Source organism: Saccharothrix sp. 6-C (assembly GCF_016695385.1).
Classification (GTDB): Bacteria; Actinomycetota; Actinomycetes; order Mycobacteriales; family Pseudonocardiaceae; genus Actinosynnema; species Actinosynnema texasense.
The window spans coordinates 8,670,996-8,692,498 of record NZ_CP064192.1; the positions used below are offsets into that span (position 1 = coordinate 8,670,996).

Annotated in this window: 23 protein-coding genes; 11 read left to right on the forward strand and 12 right to left on the reverse strand. The window is 72.0% G+C overall.

Annotated elements, in window-relative coordinates:
* Nucleotides 1-76 precede the first annotated feature (76 nt).
* Nucleotides 77-640, reverse strand: coding sequence for a TIGR03086 family metal-binding protein (locus IOD16_RS37985; RefSeq protein WP_123744618.1), 564 nt, complete (start codon nt 638-640; stop codon nt 77-79).
* Nucleotides 641-718: 78 nt separating this feature from the next.
* On the opposite strand from IOD16_RS37985, the gene IOD16_RS37990 reads away from it, so the two are divergent.
* On the forward strand, nt 719-1,327 hold the full coding sequence (locus IOD16_RS37990; RefSeq protein WP_236594615.1) for a TetR/AcrR family transcriptional regulator: 609 nt from the start codon (nt 719-721) through the stop codon (nt 1,325-1,327).
* Here the strand turns inward: IOD16_RS37990 and IOD16_RS37995 are convergent.
* Together IOD16_RS37995 and leuA are read right to left on the reverse strand one after the other, a co-directional pair.
* Entirely contained in the window at nt 1,291-1,851 is a 561-nt protein-coding gene (locus IOD16_RS37995) for a DedA family protein (protein WP_201438166.1), read from the reverse strand. The two genes, IOD16_RS37990 and IOD16_RS37995, sit on opposite strands and share 37 nt — an antisense overlap.
* A 130-nt stretch (nt 1,852-1,981) precedes the next feature.
* Nucleotides 1,982-3,772, reverse strand: a complete 1,791-nt coding sequence (gene leuA / locus IOD16_RS38000; RefSeq protein WP_201438167.1) for a 2-isopropylmalate synthase — start codon at nt 3,770-3,772, stop codon at nt 1,982-1,984.
* A 227-nt stretch (nt 3,773-3,999) separates the two neighbouring features.
* Between leuA and IOD16_RS38005 the strand changes: the two genes are divergently transcribed.
* On the forward strand, nt 4,000-4,299 hold the full coding sequence (locus IOD16_RS38005; RefSeq protein ID WP_123744614.1) for a hypothetical protein: 300 nt from the start codon (nt 4,000-4,002) through the stop codon (nt 4,297-4,299).
* Here the strand turns inward: IOD16_RS38005 and IOD16_RS38010 are convergent.
* Both IOD16_RS38010 and IOD16_RS38015 read right to left on the reverse strand, forming a co-directional pair.
* Nucleotides 4,296-4,901, reverse strand: coding sequence for a nitroreductase family protein (locus tag IOD16_RS38010; protein ID WP_201441744.1), 606 nt, complete (start codon nt 4,899-4,901; stop codon nt 4,296-4,298). The two genes, IOD16_RS38005 and IOD16_RS38010, sit on opposite strands and share 4 nt — an antisense overlap.
* Before the next feature lie 38 nt (nt 4,902-4,939).
* Complete coding sequence (locus IOD16_RS38015) at nt 4,940-6,139, reverse strand: hypothetical protein (protein ID WP_236594616.1); 1,200 nt, start codon at nt 6,137-6,139, stop codon at nt 4,940-4,942.
* A 101-nt stretch (nt 6,140-6,240) separates the two neighbouring features.
* Here IOD16_RS38015 and IOD16_RS38020 point away from each other — a divergent pair, with 101 nt between their 5' ends.
* The 3 genes from IOD16_RS38020 to IOD16_RS38030 are packed head-to-tail and all read left to right on the forward strand — an operon-like array spanning nt 6,241 to nt 10,005.
* Nucleotides 6,241-7,506, forward strand: coding sequence for an aspartate kinase (locus tag IOD16_RS38020; protein WP_123744612.1), 1,266 nt, complete (start codon nt 6,241-6,243; stop codon nt 7,504-7,506).
* The gene (locus IOD16_RS38025; protein WP_201438169.1) at nt 7,503-8,567 is read left to right on the forward strand and encodes an aspartate-semialdehyde dehydrogenase; all 1,065 of its coding nucleotides are present in this window, start codon (nt 7,503-7,505) and stop codon (nt 8,565-8,567) included. Before IOD16_RS38020 ends, IOD16_RS38025 begins: the two co-directional genes overlap by 4 nt.
* 10 nt (nt 8,568-8,577) lie before the next feature.
* On the forward strand, nt 8,578-10,005 hold the full coding sequence (locus IOD16_RS38030; RefSeq protein ID WP_201438170.1) for a gluconokinase: 1,428 nt from the start codon (nt 8,578-8,580) through the stop codon (nt 10,003-10,005).
* A 10-nt stretch (nt 10,006-10,015) separates the two neighbouring features.
* On the opposite strand, the gene IOD16_RS38035 is transcribed toward IOD16_RS38030, so the two are convergent.
* From IOD16_RS38035 to IOD16_RS38045, 3 genes are all read right to left on the reverse strand, one after another.
* Nucleotides 10,016-10,300 carry a hypothetical protein gene (locus IOD16_RS38035; RefSeq protein ID WP_201438171.1) on the reverse strand — a complete coding sequence of 95 codons (285 nt, stop codon included), beginning with the start codon at nt 10,298-10,300 and terminating at the stop codon, nt 10,016-10,018.
* 20 nt (nt 10,301-10,320) lie between these two features.
* Nucleotides 10,321-10,965 (reverse strand): thiopurine S-methyltransferase, encoded by a 645-nt coding sequence (locus IOD16_RS38040; RefSeq protein ID WP_201438172.1) that lies wholly within the window; start codon nt 10,963-10,965, stop codon nt 10,321-10,323.
* A gap of 63 nt (nt 10,966-11,028) precedes the next feature.
* On the reverse strand, nt 11,029-12,201 hold the full coding sequence (locus IOD16_RS38045) for an MFS transporter (RefSeq protein WP_201438173.1): 1,173 nt from the start codon (nt 12,199-12,201) through the stop codon (nt 11,029-11,031).
* Nucleotides 12,202-12,286: 85 nt separating this feature from the next.
* Between IOD16_RS38045 and IOD16_RS38050 the strand changes: the two genes are divergently transcribed.
* Both IOD16_RS38050 and IOD16_RS38055 read left to right on the forward strand, forming a co-directional pair.
* Nucleotides 12,287-12,703: a Fur family transcriptional regulator gene (locus IOD16_RS38050; RefSeq protein ID WP_123744606.1), complete on the forward strand. Its 417-nt coding sequence runs from the start codon at nt 12,287-12,289 to the stop codon at nt 12,701-12,703.
* Nucleotides 12,704-12,733: 30 nt separating this feature from the next.
* Nucleotides 12,734-14,182 (forward strand): catalase, encoded by a 1,449-nt coding sequence (locus IOD16_RS38055; protein ID WP_123744605.1) that lies wholly within the window; start codon nt 12,734-12,736, stop codon nt 14,180-14,182.
* A gap of 133 nt (nt 14,183-14,315) precedes the next feature.
* Here the strand turns inward: IOD16_RS38055 and IOD16_RS38060 are convergent, their stop codons facing one another.
* Nucleotides 14,316-15,383, reverse strand: coding sequence for an alpha/beta hydrolase (locus IOD16_RS38060; protein WP_201438174.1), 1,068 nt, complete (start codon nt 15,381-15,383; stop codon nt 14,316-14,318).
* A gap of 80 nt (nt 15,384-15,463) precedes the next feature.
* On the opposite strand from IOD16_RS38060, the gene IOD16_RS38065 reads away from it, so the two are divergent.
* The 4 genes from IOD16_RS38065 (at nt 15,464) to IOD16_RS38080 (ending at nt 18,355) form a co-directional block, all read left to right on the forward strand.
* On the forward strand, nt 15,464-16,024 hold the full coding sequence (locus IOD16_RS38065) for an NADPH-dependent FMN reductase (RefSeq protein WP_123744603.1): 561 nt from the start codon (nt 15,464-15,466) through the stop codon (nt 16,022-16,024).
* 111 nt (nt 16,025-16,135) lie between these two features.
* Nucleotides 16,136-16,558 carry an organic hydroperoxide resistance protein gene (locus IOD16_RS38070; protein ID WP_201438175.1) on the forward strand — a complete coding sequence of 141 codons (423 nt, stop codon included), beginning with the start codon at nt 16,136-16,138 and terminating at the stop codon, nt 16,556-16,558.
* A gap of 15 nt (nt 16,559-16,573) precedes the next feature.
* The gene (locus tag IOD16_RS38075) at nt 16,574-17,059 is read left to right on the forward strand and encodes a Dps family protein (RefSeq protein WP_201438176.1); all 486 of its coding nucleotides are present in this window, start codon (nt 16,574-16,576) and stop codon (nt 17,057-17,059) included.
* Nucleotides 17,060-17,461: 402 nt separating this feature from the next.
* Nucleotides 17,462-18,355, forward strand: a complete 894-nt coding sequence (locus tag IOD16_RS38080; RefSeq protein WP_201436820.1) for an IS982 family transposase — start codon at nt 17,462-17,464, stop codon at nt 18,353-18,355.
* Nucleotides 18,356-18,375: 20 nt separating this feature from the next.
* Here the strand turns inward: IOD16_RS38080 and IOD16_RS38085 are convergent, their stop codons facing one another.
* The 3 genes from IOD16_RS38085 to IOD16_RS38095 are packed head-to-tail and all read right to left on the reverse strand — an operon-like array spanning nt 18,376 to nt 21,252.
* Nucleotides 18,376-20,184, reverse strand: coding sequence for a S9 family peptidase (locus tag IOD16_RS38085; RefSeq protein WP_201438177.1), 1,809 nt, complete (start codon nt 20,182-20,184; stop codon nt 18,376-18,378).
* Entirely contained in the window at nt 20,181-20,966 is a 786-nt protein-coding gene (locus tag IOD16_RS38090; RefSeq protein WP_236594617.1) for a class I SAM-dependent methyltransferase, read from the reverse strand. The genes IOD16_RS38085 and IOD16_RS38090 overlap by 4 nt, the downstream gene beginning before the upstream one ends.
* A gap of 55 nt (nt 20,967-21,021) precedes the next feature.
* Nucleotides 21,022-21,252, reverse strand: a complete 231-nt coding sequence (locus IOD16_RS38095; RefSeq protein WP_201438179.1) for a hypothetical protein — start codon at nt 21,250-21,252, stop codon at nt 21,022-21,024.
* Nucleotides 21,253-21,503 lie beyond the last annotated feature (251 nt).

Genomic DNA, 21,503 nt, shown 5'->3' on the forward strand with positions numbered 1-21,503 from the left:
GGAGCCATCCCCGGCGTGGTACCGGGGTAGCGGGTCGGGGGCGCCTCCCCCTGTGGCGGCGCCCCCGACCCGGTCCTCACGCGGGCCAGCTCGGCGAGCGGCCGAGCAGCCCGATGAGGCGGTCGGTGATCGGCGCGTCCTCCGGCACGTCGACCGGCATCGCGAACGCCGCGCCCGGCCCGCGCACGTCCGGCGTGGACGGGTAGTGCCGCGCCATCCGGTAGGCGGCCGTGGCGAAGTCGGGGTCGAGGGTGCTGTCGACGCCGATCGCGCGGCACAGGTCCCAGGCGTGCACCAGGTTGTCCACGAAGTGCGCGGCCACCAGGTGGCTGCCCGGTCGGCGGCCGTAGCCGGGGAACTCGGCCTCGCGCTCCAGCACGCCGTCCAGCCGGAACGCCTCGGTGGCCGCGTCGGTGGCGACCCGGTAGGCGGTGGCCATGTCGTCGCTCGCGGGCGCCTCGACGGCCGTGCGGCGGATGGCCGCGGTGAACGCCAGCGTCTGCTCGACCTGGTGGCGCAGCAGCTCGTAGACGGTCCAGCCGGCGCACGGCGTGGCCAGGTCCAGGTGCGCCTCCTCCAGGTCGGCCATGAGCTTCAGGTTGAGGTCGAGCGCCGACCGGTTCAGGTCCAGGAGATCCATGTGTTCATCCACCCCTCAAGTTGTACGAACGATCGTACAATTAGTTTGCGGATGGTCAAGGGGGCTAGCGTGGTGGGCGTGAAGGTCGACGGACGGGTGGAGCGCGGCGAGCAGACGCGGCGGCAGATCCTGCGGCGGGCGGCGGAGATCGCCTCGGTGGAGGGCCTGGAGGGCCTGTCGATCGGGCGGCTGGCCACCGAGCTGGAGGTCAGCAAGAGCGGCGTGTTCGCGCACTTCGGGTCGAAGGAGGAGCTTCAGCTCTCGACCGTGCGCGCGGCGGCGGCGATCTTCGCGCGCGAGGTCGTCGAGCCGGTGACCGAGCCGCCGGGCGTGGCCCGGGTGGCGGCGCTGCTGGACCGCTGGCTGGCGTACTCGGAGCGCCGCACGTTCCCCGGCGGGTGCTTCTTCTACGCCGTGCAGGCCGAGTTCGACGCCCGGCCGGGGCGGGTGCGCGACGCGATCGCCGGGTACGGGCGCGAGTGGAACTCCTACGTCCGCGAGACCGTCGCCGCGATCCCGGAGGTCGCCGACCCGGACCAGCTGACCTTCGAGCTGATCGCGTTCCTGGAGATGGCCAACGCCCAGTCCGTGCTGCACGACGACCCGCGCGCGTACGAGCGGGCCCGGGTCGCGGTGCGGAACCGGTTGGCTCAGGCGGCCGCGGCGGCGTCCACGACCCGGCGCTGAGCGGCCCGGACCGCCATCCCGATCGGCACGCCGACCAGCGTGGCCACCGCGAACGAGACCAGCGCGGCCACCACCGGGTCGGTGAAGACCTGGCCGCCGAAGTAGCCGAGCGCGGCCGTGTAGGCGCTCCACAGCGTGGCGCCCACCACCGCGATCGGCGCGAACCGCCGCACCGGCCACCGCAGCGACCCGGCCAGGACCGCGCCCACCAGCCCGCCGCCGGGCACGAACCGCACCGCGACCAGGATCGACTCGCCCCGGGTGGCCAGCTTGTCCGCCGTCCACGCGACCACCGCCCGCGGCCCGGGCCGCCGCCCGACCCGCTCCAGCGCCCGCAACCCGAGCCTGCGCCCGACGCCGAAGTTGACGAAGTCCGACAGGGTGCAGCCCAGCGCCGCCACGGCGATCACGGCGATCAACGACAGCTCGCCGGAGGCGGCCAGCACGCCGCAGCCGATCAGCACGGCCTCGGTCGGCGCCAGGGGCACCACGGCGACGACGAACAGCACCACGAACGCGGTCATGACCGGGGAACGCCGAGGAGTTCCCGATCATCTCCGACCGGGCGATGTCTTCAGGAAGTCGTCAGCGGGAGACGAGGTCGGCGGCGAGCCGTCCGCCTCGCCGGCGCGGCGCCGGCGAGGCGGACGTCGACTACCGGTTGGCGCGGTTGATCGCCGAGACCAGGGCGCGCAGCGACGCGGCCACCGTGGAGCTGTCGATGCCGACGCCCCACAGCACGCGGTCGGACACGGCGCACTCCAGGTAGGCCGCGGCGCGGGCGTCGTCGCCCGACGACATGGCGTGCTCGAAGTAGTCCAGCACGCGCACGTCGTAGCCGACGGTGGCCAGGGCGTCTACGAACGCGGCGATCGGGCCGTTGCCGCCGCCGGTGATCTCCTGCGTCTCGCCGTCGACGACGACCACGGCCTTGATCGTCTCGTGGCCGCTGCCGTCGCCGGACACCTTCTGGCGCAGCAGCTTCAACGGCACGGCGCCGTCCAGGTACTCCTCGGAGAAGGCGTCCCACATGTCCTTGGGGCCGATCTCGCCGCCCCTGGTGTCGGTGACCTCCTGGATGACCTTGGAGAACTCCACCTGCAACCGGCGCGGCAGGTCCAGGTGGTGCTCGGTCTTCATCAGGTACGCCACGCCGCCCTTGCCGGACTGCGAGTTCACCCGGATCACGGCCTCGTAGTTGCGGCCGACGTCCTTCGGGTCGATCGGCAGGTACGGGACGTCCCACTGGAACTCGTCCACGTGCTGCCCGGCGGCCTTGGCGGCGTCCTCCAGGGCCTCGAAGCCCTTCTTGATCGCGTCCTGGTGCGAGCCGGAGAACGCGGTGAACACCAGGTCGCCGCCGTAGGGGTGCCGCTCGGGGACGGGCAGCTGGTTGCAGTACTCGACCGTGCGCCGGATCTCGTCGATGTCGGAGAAGTCGACCTGCGGGTCGACGCCCTGGCTGAACATGTTCATGCCCAGCGTCACCAGGCACACGTTGCCGGTGCGCTCGCCGTTGCCGAACAGGCAGCCCTCGATGCGGTCGGCGCCCGCGAGGTAGCCCAGCTCGGCGGCGGCCACCCCGGTGCCCCGGTCGTTGTGCGGGTGCAGCGACAGGATGATCGAGTCGCGGCGCGCCAGGTTGCGCGACATCCACTCGATGGAGTCGGCGTAGACGTTCGGCGTGGCCATCTCCACCGTCGCCGGCAGGTTGACGATCAGCGGCTTCTCCGGCGTGGGCCGGATGACCGCCGACACGGCGTCGCAGACCTCCAGCGCGTAGGAGAGCTCGGTGCCGGTGTAGGACTCGGGCGAGTACTCGTAGCGGAACTCGGTCTCCGGGTAGAGCTTCTCCTGCTCCAGCGCGAACGCGGCGGCGTCCGTGGCGATCTTCTTGATGCCCTCGCGGTCGGACTTGAACACGACCCGGCGCTGCAGGATGGACGTCGAGTTGTAGAAGTGCACGATCGCCTTGCCCGCGCCGCGCAGCGACTCGAACGTGCGGGTGATCAGCTCCGGGCGGCACTGGGTCAGCACCTGGATGGTGACGTCGGGCGGGATCGCGCCGTCCTCGATGATCTCGCGGACGAAGTCGAAGTCGGTCTGCGAGGCGGCCGGGAAGCCGACCTCGATCTCCTTGTAGCCCATCCGCACCAGCAGGTCGAACATCTTGCGCTTGCGCGCGGGCGACATGGGGTCGATCAGGGCCTGGTTGCCGTCACGCAGGTCGACCGCGCACCACAGCGGCGCCTTGGTGATCCGCTTGCTCGGCCAGGTGCGGTCGGGCACGTCGACCGCCTCCACCTGCTCGTGGAACGGCCGGTAGCGGTGCACGGGCATCGACGTGCCGCGCTGCGGGTTCCAGACCGGCTGGTCGGGCACGGGGCGGGCCGGCGGTCGGATGCGGCTGGTGCCTGAGGTGTAGGCGTCGTGACTGGCGCTCATGATCGGAATGCTCCTGCGGGTGCCGGTGGAGGGACGACCGGCGGGCAGTGCTCGTCCCGCGACGGGGGGCCGGTCTGATCAGACCCCGTCACGGCGGCGAAGCAGGAGGGCGCGTGCCATGACGGACAGGTTAACCGGATTTCGCGTCGAGGTGGAACCGAGCGCCCAGATGGTGGAACTTCACCCGGTCGAGTTTCACTCGATCGTGGCTTGGGCATCTTCTCGACATGTCCAGATGGCGAACCTCAACGCGCAGCGGCAGCTACACCGCTGCCCGAGTGATCCGCGGTGTCGGTGCCGTTTTCGCGGGCATCGAGGTGTTGTACATCCTCATGCTCCTCATCGGGGTGAACACGGCCAACGCGTTCTTCCGCTTCATCCAGCAGCTCGCCGAGCCGCTGGCGCTGTTCTTCCCAGGGCTGTTCCAGACCGGCAACGTGAACGTCGACGTGATCCTGAACTACGGTCTCGCGGCGGTGTTCTGGCTCGTCGTCGCAGGTCTGCTGGCTCGCGTCGTGGCGCGCTAGCCCTCTTTCGACCCGGTCCCCGCCGTCCTCCCCCCTGCGGCGGGGGCCGGGTGCTCGTCCGAGAACGCAGGCCGGCCCCACGTGCCGGTGAAGACCGTCTCGCTCAGCGGCTTGCGCACCCGCGGCCGCCGTTCCCTGGCCCGCAGGTCCTCCGGCAGCTCCTCGTCGTCGCCGAGCAGCCCGACCGCGATCACGACCACCGGTCGCACGTGCTCGGGCAGGGCGAACGCCTCGCGCACCGCGTCCGGTGCGAAGCCGCCCATCTGGTGCGTGACCAGGCCCAGCTCGACGGCCCGCAGCACCAGGTTCTGCACCGCGAGCCCCAGCCCGAACTCGGTGTTCGGCACCGGACCGCGCTCGTCGGCCTCGGCCACCGCGCCGACGAGCAGCACCGACGCCCGGCCCGCCCACGCCTGGTTGCCCGGCCGCAACGCGGCGAAGATTCGCCCGAACGTGTCGTCGCCGCGGTAGCCGACCAGGAACCGGGCGGGCTGGGTGTTGCCGTGCGAGGCCGCCCACCGGGCCGCTTCCAGCAGCGCGCGCACGGTCTCCGGCGGCACCTCGGCCGTGCCGTCGAACGCCCGCGGGCTCCACCGCCGCATGATCACGTCGTCGCCGTCCACCACCACATACTTCTCGATCAGATCGCGTACGGCCAGGCCGTGATGGCGTACGCGCCGAACCAGGCGCTGAACACCGACACGCCCGCCAGCACCGCCACCGCGGTGCTCGTCCGCCGCCGGGCCAGCGCCAGCGCGATCGGCACCAGCAGCGTGAACGCGGGCAGCAGCAGCCGCGCCTTCGAGTTCATCAGCCCGTTCGACCCCAGGTCCATGACGAGCACGCCGGCGCCGTAGACGACCAGCGGCCACTCCAGCCCGCGCCGGAAGCTCAGCACGACCAGGGCCAGCGCCACCACCAGCAGCCACACCGTGGCCAGCTCCAGCACCGACCGGGGCTCGCCGAGGATGAGCAGCGCGAACTTCCAGGTGGCCGCGCCGCCGTCGAACCGCGAGTCCCAGCCGATCTGCTGCACGGCGAACCAGCCGTCCCAGCGACCGGTGCGCACCGCGACGTACCCGAGGTAGCCGAGCAGCCCGAGCGGCGCGACCAGCGCGCCCACCCACGGCCGCCAGTCGTCCCGGCGCCGCCACGCCGCGACCAGAGCCGCCGCGCACACCGCCAGGACCAGCGCCGCCGCCGTCGGCCGCACCAGCCCGGCCGCCGCGCAGCACGCGCCGGCGAGCAGCCAGCGCCGTTCCACCACGCCCACCAGCGACCACACGGCGAGCGCGCAGAACGTCGCCTCGGAGTACGTCATCGACAGCACCACGGCCATCGGCGACGCCGCGAACAGCACCACGAGCACGACGCCGGCCCGGCGCGACCCGCCGGTCACCCGCGCGCCCAGCCGGGCCAGCCCGTAGGCGCACAGCACGCCGCTGACCAGGCTCACCGCGAACGCGGCGCCCACCGTCGGCACGCCGGGCAGCCCGTCCACCCACCGCACCAGCGTCGGGTAGCCGGGGAAGAAGGCCAGCGGCGTCTCGTCCGTCCGCCGCCCGAACGCGTCCACCAGCCACGTCGGCACGTTCGCGTAGCCGCCCTCGGCGATGCCCAGGAACCACTGCCCGTCCCACGACGTGAGCGTCCGCGTGACGTCCTTGTCCCACCGCGCGGCCATCAGCTGCAGCGCGATCAGGCCGAGCTCCCGCACGGCCAGGAAGAGCAGCGCGGGCGCCAGCGCCGCGGTGACCCGGTGTCTGGCCACGCGCGCCAACCGCCCACGCCCGCTGGGCGCGTCCTCCGGCTCCACGCGAACGGCCTCCAGGGTCGACACGGGGTCGAGAGTAGTGGGCGTCACGGCGGCCGCTGTCCACTCCTTGGGCCAGGTAGGGTGCCTGACAAGCTGGGCTTTAAGCACCTGGGAGGAGTGGGTCTGTGGCGCTCGTCGTCCAGAAGTACGGCGGTTCCTCGGTCGGGAGCGCCGAGCGGATCAAACGGGTGGCCGAGCGCGTCGTCGCGACCCGCAAAGCGGGCAACGAGGTCGTCGTCGCCGTGTCCGCGATGGGCGACACCACCGACGAGCTGCTCGACCTCGCGCGCCAGGTGTCCCCGGTGCCGCCCGCCCGCGAGATGGACATGCTCCTCACGTCCGGTGAGCGCATCTCCATGTCGCTGCTGGCGATGGCGATCAGCTCGCTGGGCGCCGAGGCGCGCTCCTACACCGGCTCGCAGGCCGGCGTGATCACCACGTCCGTGCACGGCAAGGCGCGCATCATCGACGTGACGCCGAGCCGCATCCAGGACGCGCTCGCGGAGGGCGCCATCGCGATCGTCGCGGGCTTCCAGGGCGTCAGCCAGGACAGCAAGGAGATCACCACGCTCGGCCGCGGCGGCACCGACACCACCGCGGTGGCGCTGGCGGCGGCGCTGAAGGCCGACGTCTGCGAGATCTACACCGATGTCGACGGCGTGTTCACCGCCGACCCGCGCATCGTGCCGAACGCCAAGCGGCTGGAGACCATCACCTACGAGGAGATGCTCGAGATGGCGGCGTGCGGGGCCAAGGTGCTCATGCTGCGCTGCGTCGAGTACGCCCGCCGCTACGGCGTCCCGGTGCACGTCCGATCTTCGTTCAGCAACAAGCCCGGGACCATCGTGTCCGGGTCAGTGGAGGACCTTCCCGTGGAACAGGCGATGATCACCGGCGTCGCGCACGACCGGTCCGAGGCCAAGGTCACCGTGACGGCGGTGCCCGACCTGCCCGGCATGGCGGCGCGGATCTTCCGCGTCGTGGCCCAGGCGGAACTCGACATCGACATGGTCGTGCAGAACGTCTCCCAGGCCGTGTCCGGCCGCACCGACGTCACGTTCACCCTGCCGAAGGACGACGGGCCGCGCGCGGTCGCCGCGCTGGAGAAGTCGCGCGAGGAGATCGGCTTCGACCAGGTGCTCTACGACGAGCACGTGGGCAAGGTGTCGCTGGTCGGCGCGGGCATGCGCTCGCACCCCGGCGTGACCGCGCAGTTCTGCGAGGCGCTGGCCGCGGCCGGCGTCAACATCGAGATCATCTCCACCTCGGAGATCCGGATCTCGGTCATCTGCCGCGACACGCAGCTCGACGACGCCGTGCGCGCCCTGCACGATGCGTTCGAGCTCGGCGGCGACGAAGAAGCCGTTGTGTACGCGGGGAGTGGACGATGAGCGGCCCTGTCCTGGCCCTTGTGGGGGCCACCGGTGCCGTCGGCACCGTCATGATCGACATCATCAACGGCCGGGAGTCCGTGCCGTGGGGCGAGGTCCGGCTGATCGCGTCCGCGCGCTCGGCGGGCAAGAAGATCACCGTGCGCGGCGAAGAGCTGACCGTGGTGGCCCTGTCGCCGGAGGCGTTCGACGGCGTGGACATCGCGATGTTCGACGTGCCGGACGAGGTGTCGGCCGAGTGGGCGCCGATCGCCGCGTCGAAGGGCGCGGTCGCGGTGGACAACTCGGGCGCGTTCCGGATGGACCCGGACGTGCCGCTGGTGGTGCCGGAGGTGAACGCCGACCAGATCGGCGCGCGCCCCAAGGGGATCATCGCGAACCCGAACTGCACGACGTTGTCGATGATGGCCGCGCTGGGCGCCCTGCACCGGGAGTTCGAGCTGCGCGAGCTGGTCGTCGCGTCCTACCAGGCCGCGTCGGGCGGCGGGCAGGCGGCGATCGACCGGCTGTACGCGGAGGTCTCGGCGTTGGCGGGCAAGGAGGTCGGGGTGCGCGCGGGCGACGTGCGCGAGACGCTGGAGGCCGCCGGCCTGCCGGTGTCGGACTCGCCGTTCCCCGCGCCGCTGGCGTTCAACGTGGTGCCGTGGGCGGGTTCCCTGAAGGACGAGGGGTGGACCAGCGAGGAGCTGAAGGTCCGCAACGAGTCGCGCAAGATCCTCGGCATCCCGGACCTGAAGGTGTCGGCGACCTGCGTGCGCGTGCCCGTGGTGACCACGCACTCGCTGGCGGTGCACGCGACGTTCGCCCGCGAGGTGACCGTCGAGCAGGCGCACAAGCTCTTCGAGGCGCAGCCGTCCCTCGTGCTGGTGGACGACCCGGCGGCGAAGCGGTTCCCCACGCCGGCGGACGTGGTCGGCGGCGACCCGACCTACGTGGGCCGGGTGCGGCAGGCGTTGGACTTCCCGAACACGCTGGACTTCTTCGTGTGCGGCGACAACCTGCGCAAGGGTGCGGCGCTGAACACCTACGAGATCGCCGAGGAGCTGGCCGCACGGCTGTAGGTTCACCCCTATGGCTGAGGTAGTGCTCGCGATCGACCTGGGGACGACGTCGACCAAGGTCATCGCGGTGGACCGGGACGCGGGCGTGGTGGCATCGGCGGAGCACGGCTACCCGATGCGCACCACGCCCTCCGGCGAGGCGACCCACGACCCGGTGGAGGTGTGGGGCGCGGCGCTGCGGGCGTTGCGCGAGGTCGCCGCGCAAGGGCTCGCCGTGCGGGCGCTGTCGTTGACCGGCGCGATGCACACCCTGCTCGGGCTGGACGCCTCGGGCACGCCCGTCACGCCGTCGTTGTCGTGGGCGGACAACCGCGCCCTGGCGCAGACGGCGCGGCTGCGCGGCACGGCCGACGGGATCGCGCTGCACCGCGCGACCGGCACCCCGATCCACACCATGTCGCCGCTGGTGAAGCTGGCGTGGTTCCACGAGCAGGGCTTCTCCGCCGCCCGGTGGTGCGGGCTCAAGGACTTCGTCGCGTTCAAGCTGACCGGTGAGCTGGCGACCGAGCACTCGTCGGCGTCCGCGACCGGTCTGATGGACCTGGTGTCGCTGGACTGGCACCCGGACGCGCTGACCTTCGCGGGCGTGCGGGCCGGGCAGTTGCCGTCGCTGCACGCGCCGGTCGACTCGCTGCCGCTGGCGCTGGACGTGCCGGGTCTGCCCGCCGGCCTGCCGGTGGTGCTGGGCGGTGGCGACGGGCCGATGGCGAACCTCGGCGTGGGCGCGGTCGTGCCCGGTGTCGCGGCGGTGTCGCTGGGCACGAGCGGCGCGCTGCGGGTGGTGCGCTCGTCACCGACCGTGGACGAGCAGGGGCGGGTGTTCTGCTACGCCGTCGCCGAAGGGCTGTGGGTGCTCGGCGGCGCGGTCAGCAACGGCGGTGTGGTGGCGCAGTGGGCCGCCGAGACGTTCGGCGTGGACGTGGGCGACCTGCTCGACGAGGCCTCGGGGGCGCCGGTCGGGTCGGCGGGCGTGACCGCGCTGCCGTACCTGCTGGGTGAGCGCGCGCCGTGGTGGGACGCGGACGCGACGTCGGCGTTGATCGGGCTGCGGCGCGAGCACGGGCGGGCGGAGATCACGCGCGCGCTGGTCGAGGGCGTCGCGCAGCAGTTGGCGCTGGTGCTGGACGCGGTGCGGTCGGTGGCGGACGTGCACGCGGTCCGGGTGACCGGCGGCGCGTTCCGCAGCGACCTGTGGGCGACCGTCCTGGCGTCCGCGCTGGGCCTTGACCTGGAACTGGCCGACGACAGCGAGGGCTCCGGCGTCGGCGCCGCCCTGGTCGCCTGGCGGGCGCTGGGCGAGCTCCCGTCGCTGACCGTCGCCGCCGACCTGGTCAAGCCGGTGAAGACGATCTCGCCGGACCCGGACGCCGTCGCCCACTACGCCCGGGCCCGCCCCGCCATCGACCGCCTCTACCACGCGCTGCGCGAGCTGGTGTGAGCACGAGCGGTCATCGTCGGCGCAACGTGGTGCGCCGGACCCGCACCGAGTAGGTCTTCCCCTCCGCCGCCGACCACCTGCTTCCCCATCCCCGGCTGGTGGCGACGTCCCAGCCCTGCTGCTCACCCATCTGGCGGGCGAACGTGGCGAGGTCGTCGATGACGAACATGTCGCTGGACCACTGGCCCGGCCACACGGCGAACAACGGGGACTCGCCGGAGCGGGCGCGTTCGCAGGCGTCGCCGTCGTGCCCGTAGCGGACGGTGCTGTCCTGGTGGACCTCGACGTCGCACATCCTGGTGCGAGCCGCTGGGCCTAGCGCGCCCGCAGCAGGAAGCCGTGCTCGACCAGGCTCGTCAGGCCGAGCTTCTCGACCATCCGGTGCTCCGGCCTCGGCTCCGCGGCCACGTGCTCGACGTCGAACGCGGCCCCGAAGCGCTCGACGACCTCCTCGGGGCCGACGGAGAACGGCGGCGACGGCAGCCTCGGGTGGTACTCCAGGGTGTTGATGAAGTACCTGGTCCCGGGCCGCACGAGCCGGGTGATCGTGTCGGCGTAGCGCTGCCGCATGTCGTCCGGGAACGCGATCAGCGACGCCCGGTCGTACACCAGGTCCACCGGCCCGATCTGCGCCGGCCCCAGCCGGAAGACGTCCTGGCGGCGGATCACGAGGTTGCCGCTGCGGAACACGTCGGGCTCCTCCTCGACCGGGTCCAGGCCGTTCTCGGCGAAGAACTCGGCGACGGCCCTGGGCACCAGCTCGACCCCGACGACCTCCGCGGCCGTCTCGGCGAAGAACCGCAGGTCGGTCGTCTTGCCGCACAGCGGCACCAGGACCCGGGCGCCGGCCACCAGGCCGAGCCGGGCCAGCATCCGCGCGTGCTCGTGCACGTCCCGCAGGTGGAAGCTGGTCTTCGTGCCGCCCTGTTCCCAGGAGTCGAACCAGAACTCGGATTCCATAGTGGAGTAGAGGTGCGCGCAGCGTGGTGGAGACGGGTCCGATCGGGTGATGTCCGACCTCGGTCAGCCCACCGAGGCCGCCGCGGTGCGCCTGCCGAGCACCACCGTGCCGGCGGCGATCACGACCGCGCCGACGCCCGCCACCGCGAAACCCCACGCCGGCGACGAGTGGTCGATCACGAATCCGGTGACCGGCGCGCCCAGCGCCACGCCCAGGGTGAACGCCGAGCTCTGCAGGCCCATCGCCACGCCGCGCGCGGACGCCGGCGCGTGCTTCGTGATCAGCTCGCCCGTCGCGGTGATCGTCGGCGCGCACAGGAAGTTCGTCGGCACCAGCGCCAGCGCCAGCCACCACGGCGACCAGCCGAACAAGCCGATCGGCACGGCCAGCACCCCCATGCCGCCCATCAACGCCCACAACGGCGGCACGCGCGTCAGGCCGCCGTAGAGGAAGCCGCCCGCCAACGACGCCACGCACATCACCACGACCATCGCGCCGGTCCACCCGGTCAGCCCGAGCCCGCGCATCGACGCCACCACCGACACCTCGACCCCCGACAGCACGAACGTCGCGCCGCCCGCGCTGATCAGCACGCCGAGCAGCCGGCCGTCCAGCCACTCGCGCCGGGGCACGCGGGCGCCGGTGGTCTCGCCCTCGTGCCGCACCGGCGGGTTCACCGCGTAGAGGATCGCGCCGATCAGGACCATGGACGCGCCGATCGACCACATCGCCGTCCGGCTCGACGCCTGCGTGGTGAGCGCCACGCCCAACGCGGGTCCGGCCATGAACGAGAGCTCGACGGCCATCGAGTCCATGGCCAGCGCGGTGCGCCTGCGGTCCTCCGGCACGAGCGCGGTCAGGATCTGCCGGCCGAGCGACATCACGGGCATCACGGTGATGCCGGTGACGAAGCACGTGACGAGCAGCACCTCGTAGGACAGCAGCGGGGCGACGAACCAGAAGACGCCCTCGGTGACCATCGACAGCACCAGCATCGCGCGCAGGCCGCGCCGGTCGACCAGGTGGCCCATCAGCGGCGAGCCCAGCGCGATGCCGACCGTGCTGACCGCCCCGACCAGGCCCGCCGCGCCGTAACCTCGGTCCAGGGCGAGGAGGACGTGCATCGTGATCGTCATGCCCGCCGCCGTCGGGGGCACGCGTGCCAGCAGCATCAGCAGCATGAAGCCGGGCACGCGCGGCGTTCGGAGGACGGCCAGGTAGTGGGAGACGTTCACGTGCCCATCTTCACCCGCCGGGGCAACACGTTTAACCGTTCGTTTTCTTGACCTGTTCCAGAAAGCGTGGTGGAGTGGTGGAGCCATGACCCCAGGACCTCGCGAGCTGCTCAAGGACGCCGGGCTGCGCGTCACCGCGCCCCGGATCGCGGTGCTCGACTGGCTCGCCGAGCACCCCCACGCCACGGCCGACTCGGTCGCCGAGGGCGTGCGGGCCAGGTTGGGGTCCGTGTCGACGCAGGCCGTCTACGACGTGCTGCACGCGTGCGAGCGGACCGGGTTGCTGCGCCGGATCGAACCCGCCGGTCACCCGGCGCGGTACGAGACGCGGACCGGCGACAACCACCACCACCTCGTGTGCCGGGGCTGCGGCCGGACCGAGGACGTCGACTGCGTCCACGGCGCCGCGCCCTGCCTGGAGCCCTCGGACGCGGTCGGCTTCGCCGTGGACGAGGCGGAGGTCCTGTTCTGGGGACTCTGCCCGGACTGTCATGGGCACTGACTGCCGACCCCCCGAGAAGGAGCTACCAGCGTGACGGAAGCGCGTGCCACCACCAACAACGCGGGCATACCGGTCGCGAGCGACGACCACTCGCTGACCCTCGGCGCCAACGGCCCGATCCTGCTCCAGGACCACTACCTGATCGAGAAGAACGCCCAGTTCAACCGGGAACGGGTGCCCGAGCGGGTCGTGCACGCCAAGGGTGGCGGCGCGTTCGGCCACTTCGAGACGACCGAGGACGTCAGCCGCTTCACCAAGGCCGCGCTCTTCCAGCCCGGCGTGAAGACCGAGACGCTGCTGCGCTTCTCGACCGTCGCCGGCGAGCTCGGCTCGCCCGACACCTGGCGCGACCCGCGCGGCTTCGCGCTGAAGTTCTACACCACGCAGGGCAACTACGACCTCGTCGGCAACAACACCCCGGTGTTCTTCCTGCGCGACCCGATCAAGTTCCCGGACTTCATCCGCTCGCAGAAGCGCCGCGCCGACACCGGCCGCCGCGACCACGACATGCAGTGGGACTTCTGGACGTTGCAGCCGCAGACCGCGCACCAGGTGACGTGGCTGATGGGCGACCGGGGCATCCCGAAGACCTGGCGCCACCAGAACGGCTACGGCTCGCACACGTACCTGTGGGAGAACGCCGCCGGCGAGCGCTTCTGGGTGAAGTACCACTTCAAGACCGACCAGGGCATCGAGACCCTGACGTCGGAGGAGGCCGCTCGGATCGCCGGCGAGGACGCCGACGCGCACCGCGCCGACCTGTGGCACGCCATCGAGCGCGGCGAGTTCCCGTCGTGGACGCTGCACGTCCAGGTGATGCCCTACGCGGACGCCGCGACGTACCGCTTCAACCCGTTCGACCTGACCAAGGTGTGGCCGCACGCCGACTACCCGCTGGTCAAGGTGGGCAGGCTGGTGCTGGACCGCAACCCGGCGGACTACTTCGCGCAGATCGAGCAGGCCGCGTTCGAGCCCACGAACCTGGTGCCCGGCATCGGCACGTCGCCGGACCGGATGCTGATCGGCCGGATCTTCTCCTACCCCGACGCCCACCGGTACCGGATCGGCGCGAACTACAACGAGCTGCCGGTGAACCGGCCCAAGTCGCCGGTCGACTCGTACTCCAAGGACGGCGCGATGCGGTTCGCGAACGCCGTCGACCCGGTGTACGCGCCGAACTCCTACGGCGGCCCGCACGCGTCCGCCGAGGCGGCCGGCGAGGTGGCGTCGTCCTACGGCGTCGAGGACGTGGTCACCCGTTCGGCTTACAGGCTGCACGCGGAGGACGACGACTTCGGGCAGGCGGGCACCCTGATCCGCGAGGTGATGGACGAGGGCCAGCGCGAGCGCCTCGTGCGGACCGTGATCGGGCACGCGTCCAACGGCGTGTCCGAGCCGGTGCTGGAGCGCGTGTTCGAGTACTGGCGCAGCATCGACAAGGAGACCGGCGACAAGATCGCCGCCGCTTTCGGCCGGTGACCGCGCCACCCCGGTTTGTGCACCCCTGACAGTGCACATCCCGACAGGGCCGTCCGATCAGCCCCGGGCGGCCCTGTCCCTCTCCCCGCCCGGTCACCCGCCCGGTCGCCCGGGCGGGTGACCGGGCCTGTCGTCACGCGGTCTCGGGGATGTCCTGCCGAGTGTTGGCCAACGCCAACCCGGTGCGCAGCGACCCGACCGCCTCCGCCACCGCCTCCCGGAACACGCCGCCGACGCCGAGGATGTTCGCGTAACCGTGGAACAGCCCCTCGTACCGCCGCAGCACCACCGGCACGCCCTGCTCCGCCAGCTTCTCGGCGAACGCCTCGCCCTCGTCCCGCAACGGGTCGAACCCGGCGGTCGCCAGGTACGTCGGCGGCAGCCCGCTCAGGTCCTCCGCCAGCAGCACCGACAGCCGGGGGTCGGTGTGCGCGTCGCGTGAGGGCGCGTAGTGGTCGAGGAACCAGTCCATCTTCTGGTCGGTGAGGAAGAACCCGTTGCCGAACAGCTCCCGCGACCGCCGCCGCACCGACGCGTCCACCGCCGGGTAGAACAGCAGCAGGAACACCGGCTTCACCTCGCCCGCGTGCAACGCGGTCACCGCGGCCAGGTTGCCGCCCGCGCTGTCACCGCCCAGCGCGATCCGCCGAGGGTCGACCCGCAGCTCGTCGGCGTGCGCCACCGCGTACTCGAACGCCGCCTGCGCGTCGTCCGCCGCCGCCGGGAACGGGTGCTCCGGCGCGAGCCGGTAGTCGGCCGACAGCACCCGCACCCCGCCCTGCACGGCGAGGAACCGGCACAGGTTGTCGTGGCTGTCCAGGTCGCCGCTGACCCACCCGCCACCGTGGTAGAAGACCAGCAGCGGCGAACCGGCGGCCAACCCGGTCGGCTCGTAGAACCGCCCGGCGAGGCCGTCCATGGACAGCGGGCGCACCGCCACGCCGCCGATGACGGGACCGCACACCAGCGCGCTGCTGCGGGTCAGCGCCAAGCGGTTCGCGGCGGGCGTGGTCGTCTGCCAGTCCTCGCCGCTGAGCTGCTGCAACCGCAGCAGCAGCTGGGCTTCCGGGTGCAGGCGCTGGCCGTCCACCGTCACCGGAGGACCGGCGAGCAGCCTGCGCAGCGGCGCGGGCAGGCCGAACGCGAAGCGCAGCGCGCCGGCCAGGACGCGGGGAGGGATCGACTCGGCGAGCTTCGACATGAGACGTACGTTACTCGCCGGTAGTAGGCGCGGCGAGCGAGTGGACCTCCAGTTAGGTCCAGGTGGCAGGATCGGACACCATGACGGTCACCGTGGTGGGCATCGGCGGATCCCTCCGCCCCAACTCGCAGTCCGAGCGCGCGATGAGGATCGCCCTGGAAGGCGCCGTGGACGCGGGTGCGAAGGTCGTCGAGGTCTCCGGGCCCGACCTGGTGCTCCCGTTCTACGACCCGGCCATCCCCGACCGCACGGACCACGCGCGCCGGCTCGTCGAGGCGCTGCGCGGCGCGGACGGCGTCGTGCTGGTCTCGCCCGGCTACCACGGCACGGTGTCCGGCCTGGTCAAGAACGCCCTGGACTACGTCGAGGACCTGCGCGGCGACGAGCGCCCCTACCTGGATGGCCGCGCGGTCGGCTGCGTGGCCACGGCCCAGGGCTGGCAGGCGTCGGTGACCACGCTGACCGCGTTGCGCTCGATCGTGCACGCCCTGCGCGGCTGGCCCACGCCGTTGGGCGTGGCGGTCAACTCGCGCGAGGTCGAGTTCGACCTCGAAGGCGGCTGCACGGTGCCGTCCGTCGCCGACCAACTCCGCACGATCGGGCGACAGGTGGCCGAGTTCGCCGTGTCGAGGGCGGGCTGAGCGGGTAAATGTGAGGGGCGTGAGCTGCCACACCACCTGGTGTGGTTCGGCGTCGGCCGGGTGTTGAGCTGATCGACGGGCTCGACCACCAGCTCGAAGGAGAGCGTTCACATGCAGGTGCTCTACACCGCGGAAGCCATCGCAGTCGGGGACGGTCGCAACGGCGAGGTCCGCTCCTCCGACGGGGTGATCGACGAGCAGCTCTCCACCCCCAAGGAGCTGGGCGGCCCCGGCGGCGAGATGACCAACCCCGAGCAGCTGTTCGCGGCCGGGTACGCGGCGTGCTTCCACAGCGCGCTGAAGGTCGCCGCCCGGCAGGCCAAGGTCCAGATCGGTGAGACGTCGGTGACCGCGAAGGTCGACCTCGGCCCGAACGGCAGCGGCGGTTTCCAGCTGGGCGTGGAGCTGGCGACGCACATCCCGGGCGTCGAGCAGGCCGTGGCCGAGCAGCTGACGGCCGCCGCGCACCAGCTCTGCCCGTACTCCAACGCCACGCGAGGCAACATCGAGGTGGCCCTCACGACCACCGTTTGAGGAGGCGTCAGACCCATGAGCAAGTCTCAGAAGTCTCCGATCAGCAGCCCGCTGTCCGACGCGGACAAGGCGGCGGTCGGGGCGGTGCTGCAGTCCACCCTGGTCGACCTGGTCGACCTGTCCCTGGTCGCCAAGCAGGCGCACTGGAACGTCGTCGGCAAGAACTTCCGCAGCGTCCACCTGCAACTGGACGACCTCGTCACGACCGCCCGCACCTACACCGACGAGGTGGCCGAACGGGCCGCCGCGCTCGGCATCTCGCCGGACGGCAAGGCGAAGACCGTGGCGGCGGGCTCGGGCGTGCCGGAGTTCCCCGGCGGCTGGCTGAAGGAGGACGAGGTCGTCGCCGCCGTCGTCACCGCGCTGGGCGAGCTGATCGGCCGGCTGCGCAAGCGGATCGACGAGACCGACAAGTCCGACCTCGTCACCCAGGACCTGCTGATCGAGATCACGAAGAACTTCGAGCAGGCCCACTGGATGTGGCAGGCCCAGCAGGCCTGACCAGCCCGGACCGCGACCTCGCGGGGGCCACTGGACATCCGGTGGCCCCCGAAAATGTCGTACCCCGCCGGTAGAATCACAACCAGGGGTCCCCTGGGCGGGGACTCCTGCGCAGCACTGCCTGCGCAGCACTGCATGAGCGGGCCGGCCTGAGCGGCATCGCCTGCGCAGCGCGGCCCCGCGGCTTCCCCTGCCGCGGGCGCCGGCACCGCCGCTCCCGCCGCTCCGCCTCGCCGCGGGCGCCGGCCCGGCCACCCGCTTCGCAGCGAGCGCCGGTCCCGACGCCTCCCGCTCCGCCTCCCGGCGAGCGCGGCCCTCCACGACCCCCGGCCGCCCCTAGACGAGTAATGCGTAAGTCGGGGCGGTGTCCGGAGACGGACGAAGGGTGTTCAAGATCCGTTTGTGACGACAGACCTGAACACCCTTCTGACCGCACTCTACGTCAAGATCGACGATCACCTGGCGGGCAGGACCCGCGTGGGCAGACCGCCGAAGTTGACCGACGCGGAGCTGGTCACCCTCGCGGTCGCCCAGGCGCTGCTCGGGTTCACCTCCGAGGCCCGGTGGCTGCGGTTCCTGCCCGTCCGGATGCCCGGCGCGTTCCGGTACCTGCCCGGCCAGTCCGGCTACAACCGCCGACTGCGCGCCGCGTTACCACTGGTCAAGCAGGTCATGCGCTGGTTGGCGGCCGACACCGACCTGTGGACCGACACCACCTGGATCGTGGACTCCACCCCGGTCGAATGCGGACGCTCCCTGCCCACCGTGAAGCGCTCTGAGCTGGCCGGCTGGGCGAAGTACGGCTTCTGCCGCTCGCACTCACGCTGGTTCTGGGGCCTGCGGCTGCACCTGGTCTGCACCCCGGCCGGTTTGCCGATCGCCTGGGCACTGGCCGATCCGAAGATCGACGAGCGCCAGGTGCTCATGGCGCTCTGCGACCACGAACCCCACCTGCTCACCGACCGACCCGGTCTGCTGATCATCGCCGACAAGGGCTACGTCTCCGCCGAACTCGACCACTACCTCACCGAACGCGGGGTCCGGTTGATCCGGCCGTCCTACCGCAACCGGACTCCGCACCCCGGCGAGCCGCTGCTCAAAGCCGTCCGCCAGCTCATCGAGTCGGTCAACGACACGCTCAAAGGCCAACTCGACCTGGAACAGCATGGCGGACGCACCATCGAGGGCGTCGGTGTCCGCATCGCCCAACGGCTCTTGGCACTCACGGCCGCCATCTGGCACAACCGCGCCACCGGCCGACCCGTCACCCGGTCCCTGACCGCCTACGACCACTGACCGACTTACGCATTACTCGTCTAGAGGACGCGCTGCACGAACGCGACCTCGGCGGCGGTCTGGCGGATCGTCTCCGCGACCACCAGCGACCCGTGCCCGGCGTCGTACCGGTACACCTCGTACGCCGCCCCGCGCGCCGCCAGCCGCTCCAGGTAGTTGTCGATCTGCCGAATCGGGCAGCGCGGGTCGTTCTCCCCGGCCAGCACGAGCACGGGCGCGCGCACCGCGTCCACGTAAGTCAACGGCGAGCACTCGCGGTACCGGTCGGGCACCTCCTCCGGCGACCCGCCGAACAACGCCCGGTCGAACGCGCGCAGCGGCTCCATCTCGTCCTCGTAGGCGGCCAGGTAGTCCGCCACCGGCACGCCCGCGACCCCCGCCGCCCACCGCTCCGGCTGCGTGCCCAGCGCCAGCAGCGACAGGTACCCGCCCCACGACGCGCCGTTGACCACGCACTTCGCCGGGTCGGCGAACCCGGACCCGACGGCCCACTCGTGCACCGCCGCCACGTCCTCCAGCTCGGTCAACCCCGGCCGGCCCTCGATCGCGTCCCGCCACTTCGACCCGTACCCGGTGGACCCGCGGTAGTTCACGTGCACCACGGCGAACCCGGCGTCCAGCCACACCGCGCGGTACGCGGAGAACCGGTCCTCGTCCGCCGAGTGCGGCCCGCCGTGCAGGTGGAACACCGTCGGCAGCGGACCGTCGGGCGCGCCGGCCGGACGCGCGACCAGGGCGTGCACGTCGCCCACGAACACGTCGGTGAGGTCGACCGACGGCGGCGCCTTGTGGCCGGGCGGCTCCAGCAGCACGCGCTCGTCGCCGTCCCCGTCCAGCACCCGCACCACGCCCGGCTGCCCGCCCGAGGACCACGAGTACTCCACCGCGCCGTCCGGCCGCACGTTCGCGCCGCCGACCGTGCCGTGCGGGGTGTCAAGCGTCGACAGGACGCCGGTGGCCAGGTCGTAGCGGTGCAGGGTGTTGCGTGCCCGGAACGTGTGCAGGACCAGCAGCGACCGCGCGTCCGGGTACCAGTCGGCGCTGATCTCGCCGGGCAGGTCGATCACGACCTCGGTCTCGGTGTCGGCGGCGACGTCCCAGATCAGCAGCTCTTCCCTGCCGCGCCGCTCGTGCCCCACCAGCAGCCGGTTGTCGCCGCGCACCGGGCTGAACGCGATCGCGTCCAGGCCCTTGCCCGGGCCGTCCCACTTCTCGGTGACCTTCTCACCTGACGGGGTGACCACGCGCAGCGCCGCGTGCCGGTTGTCGCCGTGCTCGGAGTGCGACAGCACGACCAGCGTCTCGTCCTTGGACAACGCCGACACGCCGCCGTCGTTCTCGTGCGCGTAGATCACCTCGGCCGGGCCGCCGCCGCGCGCCACGTACACGGTGGTGCCGTCGTCGGTGGACGTGCCGACCGCGACGACCTCGTGCCCGATCTCCAACCCGGCCGGGTAGCCCGCCCGCACGCCCTCCACCGCGGGCTTCGGGCCGTCACCCGGCTCGAACGGCTCGCTGACCCACGTGCCGAACTCGTCGCCGTCGGTGTCGGCGAACCACCAGATCGCGGCGCCGTCGGGGCTGAGCGCGCCGTGGGACGTGCCGTTCGGGCGGTCGGTCACCTTGCGGTGGGTGTCGCTCGCGCGGTCCCAGGCGTAGATCTCCCACACGCCGCTGGAGTTCGACAGGTACAGGCTGCGGTCGGGCGCGTCGTCGGCCCACCCCGGCAGGCTCACGCGCGGTGCCGTGAAGCGGGCCCGCCAGCGGGCTTCGGCCTCGGCGTCGGCGAACAGCGGGTCGGGCACTTCGGCGGTCGGGTGCGTCGTCACGCACCCGATCCTGCCGGCTTCCGCGCGGTGACCAGGTAGTAGTCCACGAGACCCCGCTCGGCGGCGCGCAACCAGTTGCGGTCCCAGTGCTCGGGGCGCGGCCCCAGTTCCAGCCACCGGTCCAGGCCACGCCACACGTGCTCGCCGATGGCGCGCGCGGTGACGTCGGCGAACCCGGCGCCCCTCAGGTCGCGCACGACGTCGTCGACGCGGTGGGCGCGGTCGAGGCCGGAGGCGAACGTCTCCAGCAGCTCGGCCAGCCGCGCCCCCGCGTCATCCGTCCTGGTGAAGAACGTGGTGACGGCCAACCGGCCGCCCGGCGCGAGCACGCGGGCGCTCTCGCGCGCGAACCCCGCGACGTCGTCGAAGTGCTGCGCCGCCTCCACGGACAGCAGCGCGTCGAACGACGCGTCGGCGAACGGGAGGTCGTCGCACGCGCCCTGGACGAACGCCACGCGCGGGTCGTCGTTGGCCGCCGCGGCCCGTGCGACCTGCTCCGGCACCAGGTCCACCCCGCGGACGAGCGCGGGCCCGCGGGCCAGGACGCGGCGCGCGCCCAGGCCGCGTCCCGAGCCGACCTCGATCACCCGGTCGCCGGGCCCGATCCCGAGCGCGGCCACGACCAGGTCGTACAGGGCCCGCTGGGAGGCGATCCGCTGCTCGACGGTCAGCTCGCCGTCCAGCGGGATGCCCGCCCAGTAGCCGAAGTTGATGAACCCGCCGGCGAACACCGGTAACGCCGCCAGGTCGCCCACCCCGTACACGCGCCGCACGTCTCGCATGTCCACGATCATGCCGCGCGTTCACGGTGCGTGAGGTGGTCCGGGACACGGAGGGTCACGGGGTGGGGCGGTCCGGCGGGTCGAGCTCCTCGGCCATGATCCGGTCCAGCTTGCGCGACGCCCGGACCAGGGCGCGGCAGGCGAGGACGGTCGGCGCGGCCACCGCGCCGACGACGACGGCCGCGGCCGGCGAGGCCAGAACCCCGACCAGGCCGACTGATCCGAGCGTGACCTGGGTCCACGCGACGACGGGGACCCAGCTCTTGGGGGCGGTGCTGGTCGTCATGGTGTCTCTCCCTGCCGGCGGTGGCGGACGCCAAGCGGACTTGTTGACTCGTCGTCGTACAGCTCTCCATGATCGTTACTCAACGTCACCTAAATCGGCGACCTTCACTCGATCGGGTTAACGGAACGTGACTGGCCCTCACGACACGCCGGGTGGGACGAATTAAGCAACAGCGAGGAGTAGTTCGTAACGTCCGCGTTGGTCCGAACGAATCACGGGTTACACGGGTGGCAGCGCAGGGAGGTCTGACC

Bases quoted from the DNA above. Each gene is read 5' to 3' on its own strand.
- IOD16_RS37985 (WP_123744618.1), bottom strand. From the start codon at position 640: ATGGATCTCCTGGACCTGAACCGGTCGGCGCTCGACCTCAACCTGAAG.
- IOD16_RS37995 (WP_201438166.1), bottom strand. From the start codon at position 1,851: ATGACCGCGTTCGTGGTGCTGTTCGTCGTCGCCGTGGTGCCCCTGGCG.
- leuA (WP_201438167.1), bottom strand. From the start codon at position 3,772: ATGAGCGCCAGTCACGACGCCTACACCTCAGGCACCAGCCGCATCCGA.
- IOD16_RS38005 (WP_123744614.1), top strand. From the start codon at position 4,000: ATGTCCAGATGGCGAACCTCAACGCGCAGCGGCAGCTACACCGCTGCC.
- IOD16_RS38010 (WP_201441744.1), bottom strand. From the start codon at position 4,901: ATGCGGCGGTGGAGCCCGCGGGCGTTCGACGGCACGGCCGAGGTGCCG.
- IOD16_RS38025 (WP_201438169.1), top strand. From the start codon at position 7,503: ATGAGCGGCCCTGTCCTGGCCCTTGTGGGGGCCACCGGTGCCGTCGGC.
- IOD16_RS38030 (WP_201438170.1), top strand. From the start codon at position 8,578: ATGGCTGAGGTAGTGCTCGCGATCGACCTGGGGACGACGTCGACCAAG.
- IOD16_RS38035 (WP_201438171.1), bottom strand. From the start codon at position 10,300: ATGTGCGACGTCGAGGTCCACCAGGACAGCACCGTCCGCTACGGGCAC.
- IOD16_RS38040 (WP_201438172.1), bottom strand. From the start codon at position 10,965: ATGGAATCCGAGTTCTGGTTCGACTCCTGGGAACAGGGCGGCACGAAG.
- IOD16_RS38050 (WP_123744606.1), top strand. From the start codon at position 12,287: ATGACCCCAGGACCTCGCGAGCTGCTCAAGGACGCCGGGCTGCGCGTC.
- IOD16_RS38060 (WP_201438174.1), bottom strand. From the start codon at position 15,383: ATGTCGAAGCTCGCCGAGTCGATCCCTCCCCGCGTCCTGGCCGGCGCG.
- IOD16_RS38065 (WP_123744603.1), top strand. From the start codon at position 15,464: ATGACGGTCACCGTGGTGGGCATCGGCGGATCCCTCCGCCCCAACTCG.
- IOD16_RS38070 (WP_201438175.1), top strand. From the start codon at position 16,136: ATGCAGGTGCTCTACACCGCGGAAGCCATCGCAGTCGGGGACGGTCGC.
- IOD16_RS38075 (WP_201438176.1), top strand. From the start codon at position 16,574: ATGAGCAAGTCTCAGAAGTCTCCGATCAGCAGCCCGCTGTCCGACGCG.
- IOD16_RS38090 (WP_236594617.1), bottom strand. From the start codon at position 20,966: ATGCGAGACGTGCGGCGCGTGTACGGGGTGGGCGACCTGGCGGCGTTA.
- IOD16_RS38095 (WP_201438179.1), bottom strand. From the start codon at position 21,252: ATGACGACCAGCACCGCCCCCAAGAGCTGGGTCCCCGTCGTCGCGTGG.